General features: G+C 62.6%; 16 protein-coding genes. 7 read left to right on the top strand and 9 right to left on the bottom strand.

Annotation, left to right across the window (positions count from 1 at the left end; translation table 11 throughout):
• Positions 1–13 precede the first annotated feature (13 nt).
• Genes hpnC through hpnE form a run of 3 tightly spaced genes read left to right on the top strand, consistent with a single transcriptional unit; the run spans position 14 to position 3,037 of the window.
• Complete coding sequence (gene hpnC, locus IGW03_RS13755; protein ID WP_194723130.1) at positions 14–856, top strand: squalene synthase HpnC; 843 nt, start codon at positions 14–16, stop codon at positions 854–856.
• Positions 857–887: 31 nt separating this feature from the next.
• Complete coding sequence (hpnD, locus tag IGW03_RS13750; RefSeq protein WP_194723167.1) at positions 888–1,721, top strand: presqualene diphosphate synthase HpnD; 834 nt, start codon at positions 888–890, stop codon at positions 1,719–1,721.
• The gene (hpnE, locus tag IGW03_RS13745) at positions 1,721–3,037 is read left to right on the top strand and encodes a hydroxysqualene dehydroxylase HpnE (RefSeq protein ID WP_194723129.1); all 1,317 of its coding nucleotides are present in this window, start codon (positions 1,721–1,723) and stop codon (positions 3,035–3,037) included. Before hpnD ends, hpnE begins: the two co-directional genes overlap by 1 nt.
• A gap of 3 nt (positions 3,038–3,040) precedes the next feature.
• On the opposite strand, the gene radA is transcribed toward hpnE, so the two are convergent.
• The gene (gene radA, locus IGW03_RS13740; protein ID WP_194723128.1) at positions 3,041–4,408 is read right to left on the bottom strand and encodes a DNA repair protein RadA; all 1,368 of its coding nucleotides are present in this window, start codon (positions 4,406–4,408) and stop codon (positions 3,041–3,043) included.
• A 24-nt stretch (positions 4,409–4,432) separates the two neighbouring features.
• Positions 4,433–5,509 (bottom strand): alanine racemase, encoded by a 1,077-nt coding sequence (gene alr, locus IGW03_RS13735; RefSeq protein WP_194723127.1) that lies wholly within the window; start codon positions 5,507–5,509, stop codon positions 4,433–4,435.
• A gap of 153 nt (positions 5,510–5,662) precedes the next feature.
• On the opposite strand from alr, the gene lplT reads away from it, so the two are divergent.
• Entirely contained in the window at positions 5,663–6,925 is a 1,263-nt protein-coding gene (lplT, locus tag IGW03_RS13730; protein ID WP_194723126.1) for a lysophospholipid transporter LplT, read from the top strand.
• Between the two features lie 54 nt (positions 6,926–6,979).
• Here lplT and IGW03_RS13725 read toward each other — a convergent pair whose 3' ends face one another.
• From IGW03_RS13725 to tsaB, 4 genes are read right to left on the bottom strand one after another with little or no spacing between them, the layout of a single operon-like run.
• Positions 6,980–7,966 (bottom strand): DUF1853 family protein, encoded by a 987-nt coding sequence (locus IGW03_RS13725; RefSeq protein WP_194723125.1) that lies wholly within the window; start codon positions 7,964–7,966, stop codon positions 6,980–6,982.
• Entirely contained in the window at positions 7,950–8,765 is an 816-nt protein-coding gene (locus IGW03_RS13720) for a uracil-DNA glycosylase (protein WP_194723124.1), read from the bottom strand. Before IGW03_RS13720 ends, IGW03_RS13725 begins: the two co-directional genes overlap by 17 nt.
• Positions 8,762–9,253, bottom strand: coding sequence for a ribosomal protein S18-alanine N-acetyltransferase (gene rimI / locus IGW03_RS13715; RefSeq protein ID WP_194723123.1), 492 nt, complete (start codon positions 9,251–9,253; stop codon positions 8,762–8,764). The genes IGW03_RS13720 and rimI overlap by 4 nt, the downstream gene beginning before the upstream one ends.
• Positions 9,250–9,945, bottom strand: coding sequence for a tRNA (adenosine(37)-N6)-threonylcarbamoyltransferase complex dimerization subunit type 1 TsaB (tsaB, locus tag IGW03_RS13710; protein WP_194723122.1), 696 nt, complete (start codon positions 9,943–9,945; stop codon positions 9,250–9,252). Before tsaB ends, rimI begins: the two co-directional genes overlap by 4 nt.
• A gap of 120 nt (positions 9,946–10,065) precedes the next feature.
• Between tsaB and IGW03_RS13705 the strand changes: the two genes are divergently transcribed.
• Both IGW03_RS13705 and IGW03_RS13700 read left to right on the top strand, forming a co-directional pair.
• Complete coding sequence (locus IGW03_RS13705; protein WP_194723121.1) at positions 10,066–10,266, top strand: YjfB family protein; 201 nt, start codon at positions 10,066–10,068, stop codon at positions 10,264–10,266.
• Between the two features lie 125 nt (positions 10,267–10,391).
• Positions 10,392–10,829 carry a thioredoxin family protein gene (locus IGW03_RS13700; RefSeq protein WP_194723120.1) on the top strand — a complete coding sequence of 146 codons (438 nt, stop codon included), beginning with the start codon at positions 10,392–10,394 and terminating at the stop codon, positions 10,827–10,829.
• Between the two features lie 15 nt (positions 10,830–10,844).
• On the opposite strand, the gene IGW03_RS13695 is transcribed toward IGW03_RS13700, so the two are convergent.
• Positions 10,845–13,103, bottom strand: a complete 2,259-nt coding sequence (locus IGW03_RS13695) for a xanthine dehydrogenase family protein molybdopterin-binding subunit (protein ID WP_194723119.1) — start codon at positions 13,101–13,103, stop codon at positions 10,845–10,847.
• Between the two features lie 118 nt (positions 13,104–13,221).
• Between IGW03_RS13695 and IGW03_RS13690 the strand changes: the two genes are divergently transcribed.
• Positions 13,222–13,821 carry a MarC family protein gene (locus IGW03_RS13690; RefSeq protein WP_194723118.1) on the top strand — a complete coding sequence of 200 codons (600 nt, stop codon included), beginning with the start codon at positions 13,222–13,224 and terminating at the stop codon, positions 13,819–13,821.
• Positions 13,822–13,843: 22 nt separating this feature from the next.
• On the opposite strand, the gene IGW03_RS13685 is transcribed toward IGW03_RS13690, so the two are convergent.
• Entirely contained in the window at positions 13,844–14,203 is a 360-nt protein-coding gene (locus tag IGW03_RS13685) for a hypothetical protein (protein ID WP_194723117.1), read from the bottom strand.
• Between the two features lie 110 nt (positions 14,204–14,313).
• Positions 14,314–15,072 (bottom strand): sulfite exporter TauE/SafE family protein, encoded by a 759-nt coding sequence (locus tag IGW03_RS13680; protein WP_194723116.1) that lies wholly within the window; start codon positions 15,070–15,072, stop codon positions 14,314–14,316.
• Positions 15,073–15,118 lie beyond the last annotated feature (46 nt).

Below are 15,118 nucleotides of genomic sequence, written 5' to 3'. Positions count from 1 at the left end.
ATCCGTGTAATCCATGCCTGTTGACCATTACGAGAATTTTCCTGTCGCCTCCGTGCTCTTGCCGGCTAGGCTGCGCCCGGCGGTCGAATCCATTTATGCGTTTGCCCGCAGTGCGGACGATCTGGCGGATGAAGGAGATGCCCCCGCTTCGGAGCGGCTTGCCGGCCTGGATGCCTATGACGAGGCCTTGCACGGCATTGCGCTCGGCAAGCCTCCGGCGCAGCCGCTGTTCCAGTCGCTGGCCAAGGTCGTTGCCGATTACCGCCTGCCGCTTGCGCCCTTTCATGATTTGCTTTCGGCATTCAAGCAGGATGTCACCACCTGCCGCTATGCCAACTTCGACAGCCTGCTCGACTACTGCCGCCGCTCCGCCAACCCGGTCGGAACGCTGATGCTCCATCTCTATGACGCGGCCGACCCGGCCAACCTGCGCGACTCGGATGCCATCTGCTCTTCGCTTCAGCTGATCAATTTCCTGCAGGATGTGGCGATTGACTGGGATAAACAGCGCATCTACCTGCCGCTGGAAGACATGCGGCAATTCAAGGTGTCGGAAGACCATATCGCCCAAGCCAATGCAGACGGTGCATGGCGTGCGCTCATGGCTTTTCAGGTCAAGCGCGCACGCGGCATGATGCTCTCCGGCGCGCCGCTGGCCTTTCGCTTGCCGGGCCGCATCGGCTGGGAACTGCGGCTCATCGTTCAGGGCGGGCTGCGCATCCTCGACCGCATCGAGGCCGGTGATTACGATGTATTTCGCCGCCGGCCGCAACTGGGGCCGGCCGACTGGCTCGCCATGCTGTGGAAAGCCGCCGGCATGAAAATACGTTTGTCGCGCATGGCGCATGTCGGCTAGCATAGCGGCTTTCGATCAGTTCCCCGAGTTCATGTCGCCCGACGAATACTGCCAACAAAAAGCCGTACAAAGCGGCTCCAGCTTTTACTATAGCTTTCTCTTCCTGCCGGCGGAACGCCGCCGCGCGATCACCGCGCTCTATGCATTCTGCCGCGAAGTCGACGACACCGTGGACGACGCCACCGATGCCAGCGTCGCAAGAAACAAGCTGCAATGGTGGCGCCAGGAAGTGCAGGCGATGCTGAAGGGAACGCCCAGCCATCCCGTAATGAAGGCGCTTCAGCCGCACATGGCAACGTATTCGCTCGATCCCAAGCATTTGCTGGCCATCATCGACGGCATGGAAATGGATCTCGACCAGACCCGTTACCTGGACTATCCCGGTCTGAAACGCTATTGCTGGCATGTAGCAAGCGTGGTTGGCATACTTTCCGCCAGCATTTTCGGCGCGACCCAGCCGCAGACGCTGCAATATGCCGAAAAGCTTGGCCTCGCCTTTCAGCTGACCAACATCATCCGCGATGTCGGAGAGGATGCACGCAAGGGCCGCATCTATCTGCCCGTCAATGAACTTCAGCAATTCAATGTGACCGCCGCCGATATCCTGAATGCGCGGCACAGCGAGAATTTCGAAAAGCTGATGGCGTTCCAGGCCGAGCGAGCCAAGACCGCCTATGCGGAAGCCTTCGCCCTGCTCCCTGCTGCCGACAGGCGCGCGCAGCGCCCGGGCCTGATCATGGCCGCCATCTACCGCACGCTGCTCGATGAAGTCGAGCGCGACCGTTTCCATGTGCTGAACCAGAAGATTTCGCTGACGCCGATCCGCAAGCTCTGGCTTGCCTGGAAAACCTATATCCGCGCCTGATGAAACGCATTGCGGTCATCGGCGGAGGCTGGGCGGGATGCGCTGCGGCGGTCGAACTGGCGCGGCACGGGATTTCGGTGTCGCTGTTCGAGGCGGCGAAAAACCTCGGCGGCCGCGCGCGCATGGTCGAACTCAACGGCTGCAAGCTCGATAACGGCCAGCATATCCTGCTCGGCGCCTATGCCGAGTCGCTGCGCCTGCTTGACATCGTCGGGCTTGCCGCATCCGATGTCTTGCTGCGCCTGCCTCTGCAAATGCGTTATCCGCCCGGCAGCGGCGGCATGGACTTCGTCACTCCGCGACTGCCCGCGCCCTGGCATATGCTGGCCGGACTGGTGCGTGCGAAAGGACTGCAGCGCGAGGACAAGCTTGCGCTCGCGCGCTTTTCCACCACGGCGCGCTGGATGGACTGGCGGCTCAACAGTGACTGCAGCGTCAGCGAACTGCTGGAACGCTTCGACCAGACACCTCGCCTGGTGCGGCTGATGTGGAGTCCCTTGTGCATCGCCGCCCTGAACACCCCGCCCGAGCGTGCTTCCGCACAGGTATTCCTGAACGTATTGCGCGACAGTCTTGGGGCGAAGCGTTCCGCATCCGACATGCTGATACCGCGCGTCGACCTGTCGGCGCTGTTTCCCTCCCGCGCAGCTGCATACATTGAACGGCATGCAGGCAGCGTGCAATGCGGCATGTCCGTCAGGCGCATCATTGCCTCGGGCAGCGGATGGCAGCTTGAAACGGGCGAGCCGCAAACGGCGGACGATCCTCACTATGATGCCGTTATCGTCGCCACCTCGGCATGGCAGGCGGCCAGCCTGCTTGCCGGCCATGCCGACACGGCAATGCTGTCGTCGTTTGCTTACGAACCCATCACGACCTGCTTCCTGCAATACCCGCCGCAGCTTCGGCTGGCGCATCCGCTTCTTGCCCTGGTCGACGATGGCGGCAAGGGGCATTGGGGCCAGTTCGTCTTCGACCGGGGGCATCTCGATGCCGAGCAGGCAGGATTGCTCGCGGTCGTGGTCAGTGCCTCGAGCGAAGCCATCGCAGGCGGACATGAAGCACTGTCTGCCGCGGTCGCCGCGCAGCTGGCTGGGGTTTTCCGGCTACAAGAACTGGCAACGCCGCTGTGGAGCAAGGTCATTTCCGAAAAACGGGCGACCTTTGCCTGCACGCCCGGCCTGCAGCGGCCGTCGAACGACACCGGCGTGGCGGGCCTGGCGCTTGCAGGAGACTACACGGCCGGCGACTATCCGGCCACGCTGGAATCGGCAGTACGAAGCGGGCAGCAAGCCGCCCTGCTCGTCTCGGAATAACTATTACTCGTCGCGCAGCCGGTTGAGTGCTTCGTCGATGCGTTCGACGCCGATGACCTTCAATCCCTCGATGGCCTGCTTGGGCGCATTCGCCTTTGGAATCAGCGCAATCGAAAAGCCTAGCTTTGCTGCTTCGCGCAGGCGCTCCTGCCCGCGCGGCGCCGGACGTATTTCACCCGCAAGGCCAACTTCGCCGAACACCACCAGCCCGCGCGGCAGCGGCTTGTTGCGCATCGAGGAATGAATCGCCAGCAGCACCGCAAGATCGGCCGCCGGCTCGGTGATCTTCACGCCGCCCACCGCATTGATGAACACGTCCTGGTCGAAAGCCGCGATCGATGCATGCCGGTGCAGGACCGCCAGCAGCATCGCCAGGCGGTTCTGTTCAAGTCCGACCGACAGGCGGCGCGCATTCGGCACGTGCGAGGTGTCGACCAGCGCCTGGATTTCCACCAGCAGCGGACGGGTGCCCTCCTGCGTCACCATCACGCAGGAACCCGGTACCTGGTTGTCGTGCTGGGACAGAAACAGCGCGGAAGGATTCGACACGCCTTTCAAGCCCTTCTCGCTCATCGCAAAGACACCCAGTTCATTGACCGCGCCGAAGCGGTTCTTGAAGGCGCGCACCAGGCGGAAGCTGGAATGGGTATCGCCCTCGAAGTACAGCACGGTATCGACGATGTGCTCCAGCACGCGCGGACCGGCCAGCGCGCCTTCCTTCGTGACATGGCCGACCATGATGATGGTGATGCCCGACTGCTTGGCGACGCGGGTCAGCTGGGCCGCGCATTCCCGTACCTGAGCCACCGATCCGGGTGCCGAAGTCAATGCATCCGAATAGATGGTCTGGATCGAGTCGATGACGGCAACTTGGGGCTTGTGTTCGGCCAGCGTATTAAGAATCTTCTCCAGCTGGATTTCCGCCTGCAGCTGCAACTCCTTCGCATCGATCGCAAGGCGCTTGGCGCGCAGGGCGATCTGGGAGCCGGATTCTTCGCCGCTGACATAAAGCGTCTTCTTGACGCGGGAAAGATTGGCCAGCGCCTGCAGCAGCAGCGTCGACTTGCCGATGCCGGGATCGCCGCCGATCAGCACCACGCCGCCCGCCACCAGGCCGCCGCCCAGCACGCGGTCGAATTCCTCGATGCCGGTGCCGAAGCGAGGCACGTCGATGGCCTCGATATCGGACAGGCTCAGGACCGGCGAGCTTTGCGCCAGTCCCTGGTGCTGGCCCGAGAAACGGTTGCCGGCGGGTTCGACGACCGTTTCCACCAGCGTATTCCACTGACCGCAGGACGGGCACTGGCCGGCCCATTTGTTGACGACGCCGCCGCATTCCGTACAGGTGTAATTCGTTTTCTGCTTTGCCATTACGCTTTGACCTCTGATCCTTTCTTAATCCTCGATGACGGCCACGCGGGGCGCCAGTGCGCACATCAGCTCATAGCCGATGGTGCCGGAGGCGTTCGCCACCTCGTCGATGGGAACATTGCGTCCCCAGAGTTCGACCTTGCTGCCGAAACCGGATTCCGGCAATTCGCTCAGGTCGACCGTGAGCATGTCCATCGATACGCGGCCAACGACGCGGGTGCGCCTGCCGTCGACCATGACCGGCGTTCCGGCCGGCGCATGGCGCGGATAGCCGTCGGCATAGCCGCCGGCGACCACGCCGATGGTCATGGGCCGGTCGGCGACGAAGCGGCTGCCGTAGCCGACCGCATCGCCCGGCTGTATGCGCTGTACGCCGATGATTTCGCTTTCCAGCGTCATTGCCGCCTGTAGGCCGAACTGGTCTGCCGTTTTCCCGCCCGGGGTGCCGCCATACAGCATGATCCCTGGCCGCACCCAATCCGCGGCCACATCGGGGTGACCGAGCACCGCGGCGGAATTGGCGAGGCTGCGCGGTCCTTCCAGATCCGCGGCCGCCGCTTCGAAGCGGCGAATCTGCTCGGCCATCGGCATGGCGGCATTGGAGGCGTCGTCCGCATTGGCAAAATGCATCATCAGGGTAATGCTGCGCACCGCCGAGATGGCTCGCAGCCGCAGGTAGGCAGCCCGGAAGTCTTCCGGCTTGAAGCCCAGGCGGTTCATGCCGCTGTTCATTTTCAGGTGGACGTGCACGGGAGCGGCCAGGCGGGCTTTTTCCAGCATGTCGATCTGTTCACGGCAGTGGATGGCGAACTGGACTTCCCGCGCCGCCAGCTCCGGCAAATCCGACTCGTGGAAAAAACCTTCGAGCAGCAGAACCGGCTTCGTCCATCCCATGTCGCGCAGGCGCAGCGCGCCGTCGACCTCGACCAGCGCAAGGCCGTCGGCCGCTTCGAAGGACTGCATTGCACGCGCCAGTCCGTGCCCGTAGGCATTTGCCTTGACTACCGCCCATACTTTGGAGCCGGGGGCGGACTGTTTGGCTATGTTGAGGTTGTGCCGCAATGCAGCAGCGTGGATTCGAGCGGTGATCGGTCTTGGCATGGATTGGAGCTATTGAATATGAAACATTTTACGAAGGTTTATTCTACTAAACGGTCAGGGAACCAGGCCTATCAATTCCCTGTCCCTCAGGATTTTCATGGTATAAAGCAAGCCGGAGACAGCTGAGAAACACGGGTACCCCTCAATATGCGGATGAATCGCGGTTTTTACACTATCATGGCAGCGCAGTTTTTTTCCTCGCTTGCCGACAATGCTCTCCTCATCGCGGCCATCGCACTGTTGACAGCCATGAAATCTCCGGCATGGATGACGCCGCTGCTCAAGCTGTTCTTCGTTCTCTCCTATGTTCTTCTTGCCGCATTCGTCGGCGCCTTTGCGGACTCCCTCCCCAAGGGCCGGGTCATGTTCGTTACCAACCTGATCAAGATCGCCGGCTGCAGCCTGATGTTCTTTGAAGTGCATCCCCTGTTTGCCTATGCCGTGGTCGGCTTCGGCGCGGCTGCCTATTCGCCCGCCAAGTACGGCATCCTCACGGAATTGCTGCCGCCGGAAAAACTGGTGGCCGCCAACGGCTGGATCGAAGGGTTGACTGTCATTTCCATCATCCTCGGTACGGTGATGGGCGGCGCCCTGGTCAATGCCAGGATTTCGGAAGTCCTGCTTTCCTTCGATTTTCCGCTCTTCGACTTCGGCATCGACACCTCGGCCGAAGCGGCCCTGTCTGTCATCATGGTGACCTATCTGCTGGCGGCCGTCTTCAACCTGCGCATTCCCGACACCGGAGCCCGCTATCCGCATCAGGAGCGCAATCCAGTCAAGCTGATCGCCGATTTCTCCAACTGCTTCCTGACATTGTGGCGCGACAAGCTCGGCCAGATTTCGCTTGCCGTCACCACCCTGTTCTGGGGCGCGGGCGCCACGCTGCAATTCATCGTGCTCAAATGGGCGGAGAAATCGCTCAACATGCCGCTCGACAAGGCTGCGATCCTGCAGGGCATCTTCGCCCTCGGCGTGGCGGTCGGCGCGGCGGCGGCGGCCCGTTTCGTTCCCCTGAAAAAATCGCTGACCGTGATGCCGCTCGGCGTGGCCATGGGCCTGATCGTATGCACGATGACGCTGGTGCACACGGTATGGCTGGCTTATCCGCTGCTGGTGCTGGTCGGCGCCCTGTCAGGCTATTTCGTCGTGCCGATGAATGCGCTGCTGCAGCACCGCGGACATGTGCTGCTGAGCGCGGGGCATTCGATCGCGGTACAGAATTTCAATGAAAATCTTTCGGTCCTGACCATGCTCATGCTGTACGCGCTGATGGTCAAGCTCAACCTCAATATCAACATCGTCATCGTTCTGTTCGGCCTGTTCGTCTCCGGCACCATGCTGCTGGCCATGCGCAGGCACGCGATGAACCAGCGCAAGCATGATTCACTGTCGCTGATCGGCGAACACAAGCACTGAGTCCTGGACCCTAGTTCGTTAGCACCCTTGCATTGTCATTGAGCCGGGGCCGGATCACACGACACGCCGGATGCGGACTTCCGCCCGGCTGCGCCAGTCGTCGGGAACGATGAAGCCGCGATCTGTCTCCAGCAGACTATCCTGCCCGCCTTCCTCCAGCAAAGCCACCAGTACCGGAGAATCATTGTCCTGGAAATGCAGGTCGAGCTGGCGCAGCAGTTCGTCATGACTCAGCGCCGCTTCCGGCGCCAGCTTGGCCGGCGCAAGCCATTCGAGCCTGGCCAGCACCGCATAGTGCGTCGCAGGCAGTTGCCTTGCCTCCTGCAGCGCACGCCAGAATCCCTTGCAATGGCCATGCGTGATGCCGATGCCGGCGCCGGTCTCGTCCAGCTGCGCCGGTAGCGGCGTGTCGCCGTGATAGAACAGCCAGCCCTTGATCAGCGCCTGCGCCAGGCTCACCGGGTGCGGCAGCTGGGCCTGGGCAGCGGGATGCCGCGACAGCATCAGCTGCTGGTCCATGATCTTGCGGATCTTGGCGCCCAGCGTGTCGGCCAGGTTGGGGCCGACGAAGTAATCCGCCTGGTGGCCGAGGCCGCTGGATTCCAGCAGATAGAGCTTGGTGGCGAATTCCCAGTGAACCAGCGTGTCGCCTTGGCGCAGCAGGAAATCGAATTCGCCGACGGTCTGGTTCCTGGCTGCGCGCACCTGCACGCCATGCGCAAACAGCAGGCTGCGGTGCCGCAGGTAGAACGCCATCAGCTGCTCGGCATAGCGGCCTAGGCGCGTGTACGGATGCAGTCCGAGGCAGGCATGCAGCGCTTCGGGCGCAGCATCCAGTTCGCCCAGCCATTCACGGGTGGCAGCGTCGGCCGGCCCCAGGCTGGCGACCCGCCCCCGCCATTCCTCTGCGGCGGGATCGAGCAGGTCGGGCGCATCGAGCAGCCAGGCCAGCGTGCGGACATGCGGATCGTTCAGGTGACTCCATCTTTCATGGAATCGGGCTTGATAGCGTAGTCTGCGCGGCTCAGTCGGCACTGGCATAGGTGGCCATGGCGAGACTGAGGTCTTCCCAGGATTTGCGCTTGTCCGCCATGTTGCGCAGCAGGTAGGCGGGATGATAGGTGACGACCAGCGGCAGTCCGGCATAGCGATGGACCTTGCCGCGCAGGCGCGATACCGGCGTATCGGGATCGAGCCCCAGCAATGCGAGCGCGGCGGTCTTGCCGAGAGCAACCAGCATGGTCGGCTGGATCAGCGCGATCTGCCGTTCCAGGTAAGGCAGGCAGGCCGCCACCTCGTCCGCGGTCGGCGGCCGGTCCTTGCCGCTGCCGTCGGTGGGGCGGCATTTGACGATGTTGGCGATATAGGCATTTTCGCCCCTGCGCAATCCCATTGCGATCAACATGTTGTCGAGCAATTTGCCGGCCTGTCCGACGAAAGGCTCGCCCTTCTGGTCCTCGTTGCGGCCCGGTCCCTCGCCGATGAACAGCCAGCGCGCCTTTTCATCGCCGACGCCGAATACCGTCCTGGTACGGCCGCGGCACAGGTCGCATTTGACGCATCCGGCTACATTCGCCTTGAGCGTGGTCCAATCCATGTGCGCCACTTCAGGCTGCGGCGGCGCGCTCGGATGCACGGGCAGGCCGGCTTCCCTCGCGGGCATCGCCACCTGCGCCGAAGCCTGGCTCTGGACATTGCCTGTTTCTTCCTGGAAGGCCGCGGGATCAGCTGGCGCCTGTGCGGCGTCCTGCTGCGCAGGCTGCGCGTCCCGCTGCGTCCATAAGGGACCCAGTCCCATCTCGTCGAGAAAAGCTTTCCTGCGCCCGGAATTCGCATTCATAGATGAAACCTCATCACGATGGCATCTTCGCGCATGCCGTTGGCGGCGGGGTAATAGCCTTTGCGCCTGCCGATCTCGCTAAAGCCGTAGCGCCGATAGACTTCCAGCGCACGCTGGTTGGAGGGCCGGACTTCGAGCAGCACCGACGCCATGGCCCTCTCCCTTGAGAGCGCAACGACGCGGTCGAGTTGCAGGCGGCCGACGCCGTGCCCGTGCAAGTCGCGCCGCACGCTGATGTTGAGCAGATGGGCTTCATCGACGGCGAGCATCACCAGGAAATAACCGGCCAGCAGACCGGAAGGCTCGCGCAAGGTCCAGCTTTCATAACCGCTGTAGAGCGAGTCGAGGAAGTTGCCGCGCGTCCATGGATGCGGATAGACATCGTTTTCAATGGCAAGCACATCCGACAGGTCTTCCACCCGCATCGGCGCAAACCGCAGGGATTCCGGCGACGGTGATTCGGCCACGGCCTTGTAGACGGCGTTCATGCAGCGGCCTTTGCCTGGCGTTCCGCCGTGGTCAGGGCAACCTTGTTGCGCAGATAGATCGGCTGTGCTTCGCGAGCATGGATGCCGCGGCCAGCAAGCAGTTCCGCCTGTGCAAGCGCGGCGACCTGGGCAGCATGGGGAACGATGCCGGGACAGACGGCGAAGCCCTTGTCTCCAAACGCGGACGCATAGGCAAGCAGGCCGTTGCCGCAGGCGGTTACCTGAACCTGGCCGGAAGCCGTGACTTCCGACGCGGAAGCCAGCGCGGGTTCGGTGACGGCGTGCCAGCCATTGTCATTGTCAAACCGGTATTGCGCCCAGTACACCTCTTCCATCCGGGCGTCGAGCACCGCCAGCACCTCATCGGCGCCGCAGCGCTCGCGGCAGGCCTGCGCCATCGCTTGCAGGGTGACTACGGGAACCACGGGCAGTTCGGCGCCGAAGGCCAGACCCTGCGCCACGCCGCATGCGGTACGGACGCCGGTGAACGATCCCGGGCCGGCGCCGAAGGCAATGGCATCGCACTGCGCGAGCGCAATGCCGGCCTCGGCCAGCAGTTGCTGCACCATGGGCAATACGGACTGGGAATGCGTCTGCACGCCGGAGGTGTCGCGCGCGAGAAGCCGGCCGTTGTACAGCAAGGCGGCGGAAGCAAGATCGGAAGATGTTTCGATGGCAAGAATGGTACGCATCCCGTTATTTTACCGTGCCGGTATGGATAAGCGGCGGCTGCATACAAGGGTCAAGCTTTCCAACTTGGCTAAAGCTTGCCGCTCTTCTGCCGTTACCAATGCAAATGACAGGAGAAGTGCATGGAAGTAACGGACATCGCCAGGCTCGCCACGACAATGGCATCCACCTCGACAGCGCAGGCGGTCAATGTCGCCGTGATGAAAAAGGCAATGGATATACAGGCCAGCAGTGCTGCGGCGTTGCTGCAGGCATTGCCGCCGGTGACGCCGGCCACCAACCTGCCGCCTCATCTTGGACAGAACATCAACACAACCGCCTGAACCGCGTGAATCGCTCTCGCTGGTTGAATCGCTGAAGATTGCTGCAGACTCGTCGCCGGTGAGCGGCGTGCAAGCCCTTGCCTTACAATAAGGCTCCGCTGACTTGCCACGCTGTAGCTATTTCCATGTCCTGGACCGGCCTTACCCTTGATCACGATAACCGCGCCCAACTGGCCCAATGGCTGGACGATGACACCTGGGTGATCGCCTGCCTCTGTGCCGCCTGGTGCGGCACCTGCGGTTCCTACCGTACAAGCTTCGAACAGCTCGCTGCATTGCATCCGGACAAGCGCTTCGTCTGGATAGACATCGAAGATCAGGCGGACTTCATCGGCGAGATCGACGTGGAAAACTTCCCCACCCTTCTGATGCAGCGCGGCGGCCATGTCGCCTTTTTCGGCACGGTATTGCCCGACATGAAAATCGCCGACCGGCTGATTGACGCGCAGGCCGAAAAAAGCGGCCAGCAGCTGGAAGCAGAATCCGGTTCGTCGCAGGAGCGCCGCGAATGGCAACGTCTCTGTAACCTGCGCGTGCTGCTCGATAACGCCGACACAGCCTGATCGCGTCCGGTCCCGTTACACCAGCCTCAATGGCAGGCTGCGCAGCCGCTTGCCGGTCAGCTTGAATACCGCATTGGCCACCGCCGGCGCAATCGGCGGCGTGCCGGGTTCGCCCACGCCTTCCGGCGGCGAGGCGCTCTTCATCACGATGGTATTCACTTCCGGAGTCCGGTCCATCCTCAGCACCGGATAATCATTGAAGTTCTGCTGCTGGACCTTGCCGTTCCTGATCGTCACTTCGCCGAACAGCGCCGCGCTGAGGCCGAACACGATGCCCGACTCCATCTGCTGCGCAATGATGTTGGGATTGACGGCCAGGCCGCAGTCGATTGCGCATGTCACCCTGTGCACCAAGATCTCTTGGCCCTCGATCGATACTTCGGCTACTTGGGCCACGATCGAGCCGAAGGACTGATGCAGCGCGACGCCGTGCGCCCTGCCTTGTTCTGCCCGCCCTGCCTTTTCGACGGCCGCATCCAGTACGGCAAGATGGCGTGGATGTTTTTGCAGCAGGCTGCGGCGGAATTCCACTTCATTCCTGCCGGCGGCATGCGCCAGTTCATCGATGAAGCTTTCTTTGAAAAATGCATTGTGCGAATGGCCGACCGATCGCCAGTAGCCCAGCGGGACCGGTGTCGGGACGGCCACGTGGGCTATGCGCTGGTGCGTGAATTCATAAGGCATGTCGAATGCGCCCTCGGCCGTGGTCTTGTCGGGGCCGATACCGGAAAAGCCCAGCGTGCGCGCAAGCACCTGGTGGGTGATCGCACCCGAGGCCAGCCTGTTCCGGTAGCTCACCACATTGCCTGCGCCGTCCAGCACGGCAGCAAAACGCGCCAGCGCCGCCGGGCGGTACATATCGTGCGTCATGTCTTCCTCGCGGCTCCAGATCACCTGTACCGGCACGCCGCGCGCCCGGGCCGCGATGGAGACGGCCTGGGCGATCATGTCGGTTTCAAGCCTGCGTCCGAAGCCGCCGCCGATGTAGGTCACGTGCAGTTCGACGTTTTCGGCGGCCGTTTTCGCGACCCGCGCCGCGGCATGGATGGCGAGGCTGGGCACTTGGGTGGGCACCCATAGAACCACCTTGCCATCCTTGACCAATGCGGTGCAGTTGACCGGCTCCATGGCCGCATGCGCCAGGAACGGCGCCCGGTATTCCGCCTCCACGGTCTTGACGCCTGCCTTCATCGGGTCGGGGACTCCTGCTTCGTGATAAGCATAACCGGCTTCCGCATCGATGCGCGCCTCCAGTTCCCGGAACACGCTGTCCGTCGAGAGGGTGGCATGCGGACCGTCGTTCCAGTCGACAGGCAAGGCTATCACTGCCTTCCTGGCCTGCCAGTAGGTCTTCGCCACAACGGCCACGCCTGCCATGCCGGGTGCGGCGCCGGAAAAATCGACCACATCCAGTACGCCCGGCATGGCCTTGACCGGCGCGGCATCGACGCTGCGCACGCTGCCGCCGATGGCCGGCGCCATTTTCACTGCGGCATACACCAGGCCCGGCAGGCGGATATCCATGCCGAAGACGGCCGTCCCGTCGATCTTGGCGGCCGTGTCGCGCCTCGACTGGGAAGTGCCGATCAGCTTGAATTGCTCAGGGCTCTTGAGCCGGATGGCGGCGGGCTTTTTCAGAACCGCTTTTTCCGCGAGGTCCGCATAGGCGGCGCGCCTGCCGCTTGCATGAACGACGGCACCGTTTTCGGTACGGCAGTCGGCGGCATCGACATTCCATTCCGCGACCGCTGCGGCCACCAGCATTGCACGCGCGGCAGCACCGGCTTCGCGCATCGGTATCCAGGCATCCTTGACCGAAGTCGAGCCGCCGGTGATCATCAAGCCGAGTTCACGCGCAGCCTTGCCGGTGAACCAGCGCATGGTTTCCTTGAGCGCGCCGGCGCCATCCGGATGAAACGGCAGGCTGTCGGTCAGCACCGCCATGTTGCCGAAGATGCGATCGACCGGCGCCTGCTCCAACCTGATGTGCTGCAGCGGCACGTCGAGCTCTTCCGCGACCAGCATCGGCAAGGCGGTGAACACGCCCTGCCCCATCTCGCACTGCGGCATCGCGATGGTGACGGTGCCGTCGCGCGCGATGCGTATCCAGCCGTTGAGCGTCACCTCTCCGTCTTTGCCTGGGATGGGATTCGACACATGCAGGCGCTGCCGGGGCGGCATCAGTCCCCAGCCCACGATGAGCGCGCCGGCGACGCCCAGCCCGCCGAGCAGAAACCGGCGGCGTGACTTCCTTTTTGGTTCGGTGGATTGCATGTCTCATCCGTATTTTGTTTTGCAGCCTTTATGGCATGCTACGGCATCCGCGGCGAGATAGGTTTTTTCGCCGGCGTCATTCAATATAACAATAGCCTCGAAAGCTGTAGCCATAGCCATGACCGAGAATTTCTTCCAGTCCTTCATCATCCTGCTGCTCGTGACCGATCCTTTCGGCAATGTGCCGCTGTTTGCAAGCGCGCTGGCCCATGTGCCACCGGCGCGGCGGGGCAAGGTCATTGTGCGGGAATGCCTGATTGCGTTCCTGCTTTTGCTGGTCTTCATGTTCTTCGGACGGCATTTCCTCAATGCCCTGCAGCTTACCGATATCGCATTGCGCATCGGTGGCGGCGTCATCCTGTTCCTGATTGCGCTGCGCATGGTGTTTCCGCAGCCGGGAGGCGTCATGGGTGATGGCGACGAAACGGGCGAGCCCTTCATCGTGCCGCTGGCCGTTCCCGCACTGGCCGGGCCTTCCGCGCTGGTAACGGTGCTGCTCTTCTCGTCGACCAGCACCATGGAGACCATGCTGCATGTGGGCGTGCTGCTGGCCGTCGCGTTCATCTGGCTGGTAGTGCTGCTGAGCGCGGAACGCATGCAGCGCGTACTCGGTCCGCGCGTCATGACGGCGTTCGAGCGGCTGATGGGTCTGGTGCTTACCGCGATGGCGGTAGAGATGCTGCTGGCGGGCATTCGCGCTTATGTGAAATCGCTTTAACTTCTAGCTGATCCTGGAAGCCCTAAAGGCTCAAGCGCAGCCAGTCGCTGAATTCCCGGTCGGAGCATTGGCCGGCTTCCAGCCTGTGCATCATCTCCTGCCGAATCTGGTCGGGAGCGGAAATTCGCCATCCGTTCCGAAGAAGGAAAAGCTCCATCGCAAGCAGGCCGGCACGCGCATTGGACCGGGAGAACGGCGCATGTTCCAGGATGCCGCGCATGTAGGCGACCGCGATATCGGCGATGTCGACGCTTCCCGCCGCAGCCACGGTTAGCGGATGCAGCAGCGCCGCCTCCAGCTTGCGGCGGTCGTGCGCCGGGGCGTCGAGCGCATCTGCGATGGCAAGCAGCAAGGCATCGGCTTCGATCGAGCGCAGATCCATGTCATCCCTTTTCACCTGACTGCCTGTCAGCTTGCCTTCATTTTCATACTGCCATGTTGAGGGCGCTTAAGCGGCTTTCGGGACATAGCCGCACTAGCGCCGGCACAATGCTACATGGTCTTGTAGAAGTAGAACACGGTCAGCAGCATGCCCACGGTGATGATGAAACGGCGCAGCCACAACGCGGGAATCTTGCGAGCGATGGTCGCTCCCCAATAGCCGCCCAGCGTCGCCGTGGCGAGCATGATGAGCGTATAGGGCCAGTCGACGGCGCCGGCGACGACGAAGGTTGTCACCGTCACGCTGTAGATGATGGCCGACAGCAGGTTCTTGATGGCATTGATTTCATGGACGTCGTCATGACCGGCCATGGCAAGGCTGGCCAGCATCAAAATACCCATGCCCGCGCCGAAGAAGCCGCCGTAGACCGATACCACCGCCTGCCCGGCCAGCGAAGTCGGGCTATTTCCAGGCTTGCCGGATTCCGGACCGCGCAGCCAGGAAGATATTCTTCCGGAGAAGGCAAAGAGGACCGTCGCGAACAGGAGCAGCCAGGGAATGAGCTTGGAGAAGGTGGCGTCCTTGGTGGAGAGCAGCAGCAGTCCGCCGCCGATGCCGCCGATGAAGGAAACGACGCCCATGGGGATCAGGTAACGCTTGTAGCGCGACAGCTCCTTGCGATAGGCCCAGGCGCCGGACAGGCTGGCCGGCCACAGCGCCACTGAATTGCTGGCATTCGCCGCTACCGGAGGCACGCCGACGGCCAGCAAGGCCGGGAAGGAAAAAAAGGTGCCGCCGCCGGCCACCGAGTTCATCGCGCCCGCACAAAATGCCGCAATGCCTACGAGAGCGATTTGCCAGCCTGTCATTGAAAATCTCCGTTTGTCGTTGATACCTTCGTTTCGCGCATGAAGA

Source organism: Noviherbaspirillum malthae, assembly GCF_015352985.1.
GTDB lineage: Bacteria > Pseudomonadota > Gammaproteobacteria > Burkholderiales > Burkholderiaceae_D > Noviherbaspirillum > Noviherbaspirillum malthae.
This window is presented reverse-complemented; position numbering and strand designations above follow the sequence as displayed.

Coding starts and splice junctions, on each gene's coding strand:
- hpnC (WP_194723130.1), top strand. CDS start 14: ATGCCTGTTGACCATTACGAGAATTTTCCTGTCGCCTCCGTGCTCTTG.
- hpnD (WP_194723167.1), top strand. CDS start 888: ATGTCGCCCGACGAATACTGCCAACAAAAAGCCGTACAAAGCGGCTCC.
- hpnE (WP_194723129.1), top strand. CDS start 1,721: ATGAAACGCATTGCGGTCATCGGCGGAGGCTGGGCGGGATGCGCTGCG.
- radA (WP_194723128.1), bottom strand. CDS start 4,408: ATGGCAAAGCAGAAAACGAATTACACCTGTACGGAATGCGGCGGCGTC.
- alr (WP_194723127.1), bottom strand. CDS start 5,509: ATGCCAAGACCGATCACCGCTCGAATCCACGCTGCTGCATTGCGGCAC.
- lplT (WP_194723126.1), top strand. CDS start 5,663: ATGAATCGCGGTTTTTACACTATCATGGCAGCGCAGTTTTTTTCCTCG.
- IGW03_RS13725 (WP_194723125.1), bottom strand. CDS start 7,966: ATGCCAGTGCCGACTGAGCCGCGCAGACTACGCTATCAAGCCCGATTC.
- IGW03_RS13720 (WP_194723124.1), bottom strand. CDS start 8,765: ATGAATGCGAATTCCGGGCGCAGGAAAGCTTTTCTCGACGAGATGGGA.
- rimI (WP_194723123.1), bottom strand. CDS start 9,253: ATGAACGCCGTCTACAAGGCCGTGGCCGAATCACCGTCGCCGGAATCC.
- tsaB (WP_194723122.1), bottom strand. CDS start 9,945: ATGCGTACCATTCTTGCCATCGAAACATCTTCCGATCTTGCTTCCGCC.
- IGW03_RS13705 (WP_194723121.1), top strand. CDS start 10,066: ATGGAAGTAACGGACATCGCCAGGCTCGCCACGACAATGGCATCCACC.
- IGW03_RS13700 (WP_194723120.1), top strand. CDS start 10,392: ATGTCCTGGACCGGCCTTACCCTTGATCACGATAACCGCGCCCAACTG.
- IGW03_RS13695 (WP_194723119.1), bottom strand. CDS start 13,103: ATGCAATCCACCGAACCAAAAAGGAAGTCACGCCGCCGGTTTCTGCTC.
- IGW03_RS13690 (WP_194723118.1), top strand. CDS start 13,222: ATGACCGAGAATTTCTTCCAGTCCTTCATCATCCTGCTGCTCGTGACC.
- IGW03_RS13685 (WP_194723117.1), bottom strand. CDS start 14,203: ATGGATCTGCGCTCGATCGAAGCCGATGCCTTGCTGCTTGCCATCGCA.
- IGW03_RS13680 (WP_194723116.1), bottom strand. CDS start 15,072: ATGACAGGCTGGCAAATCGCTCTCGTAGGCATTGCGGCATTTTGTGCG.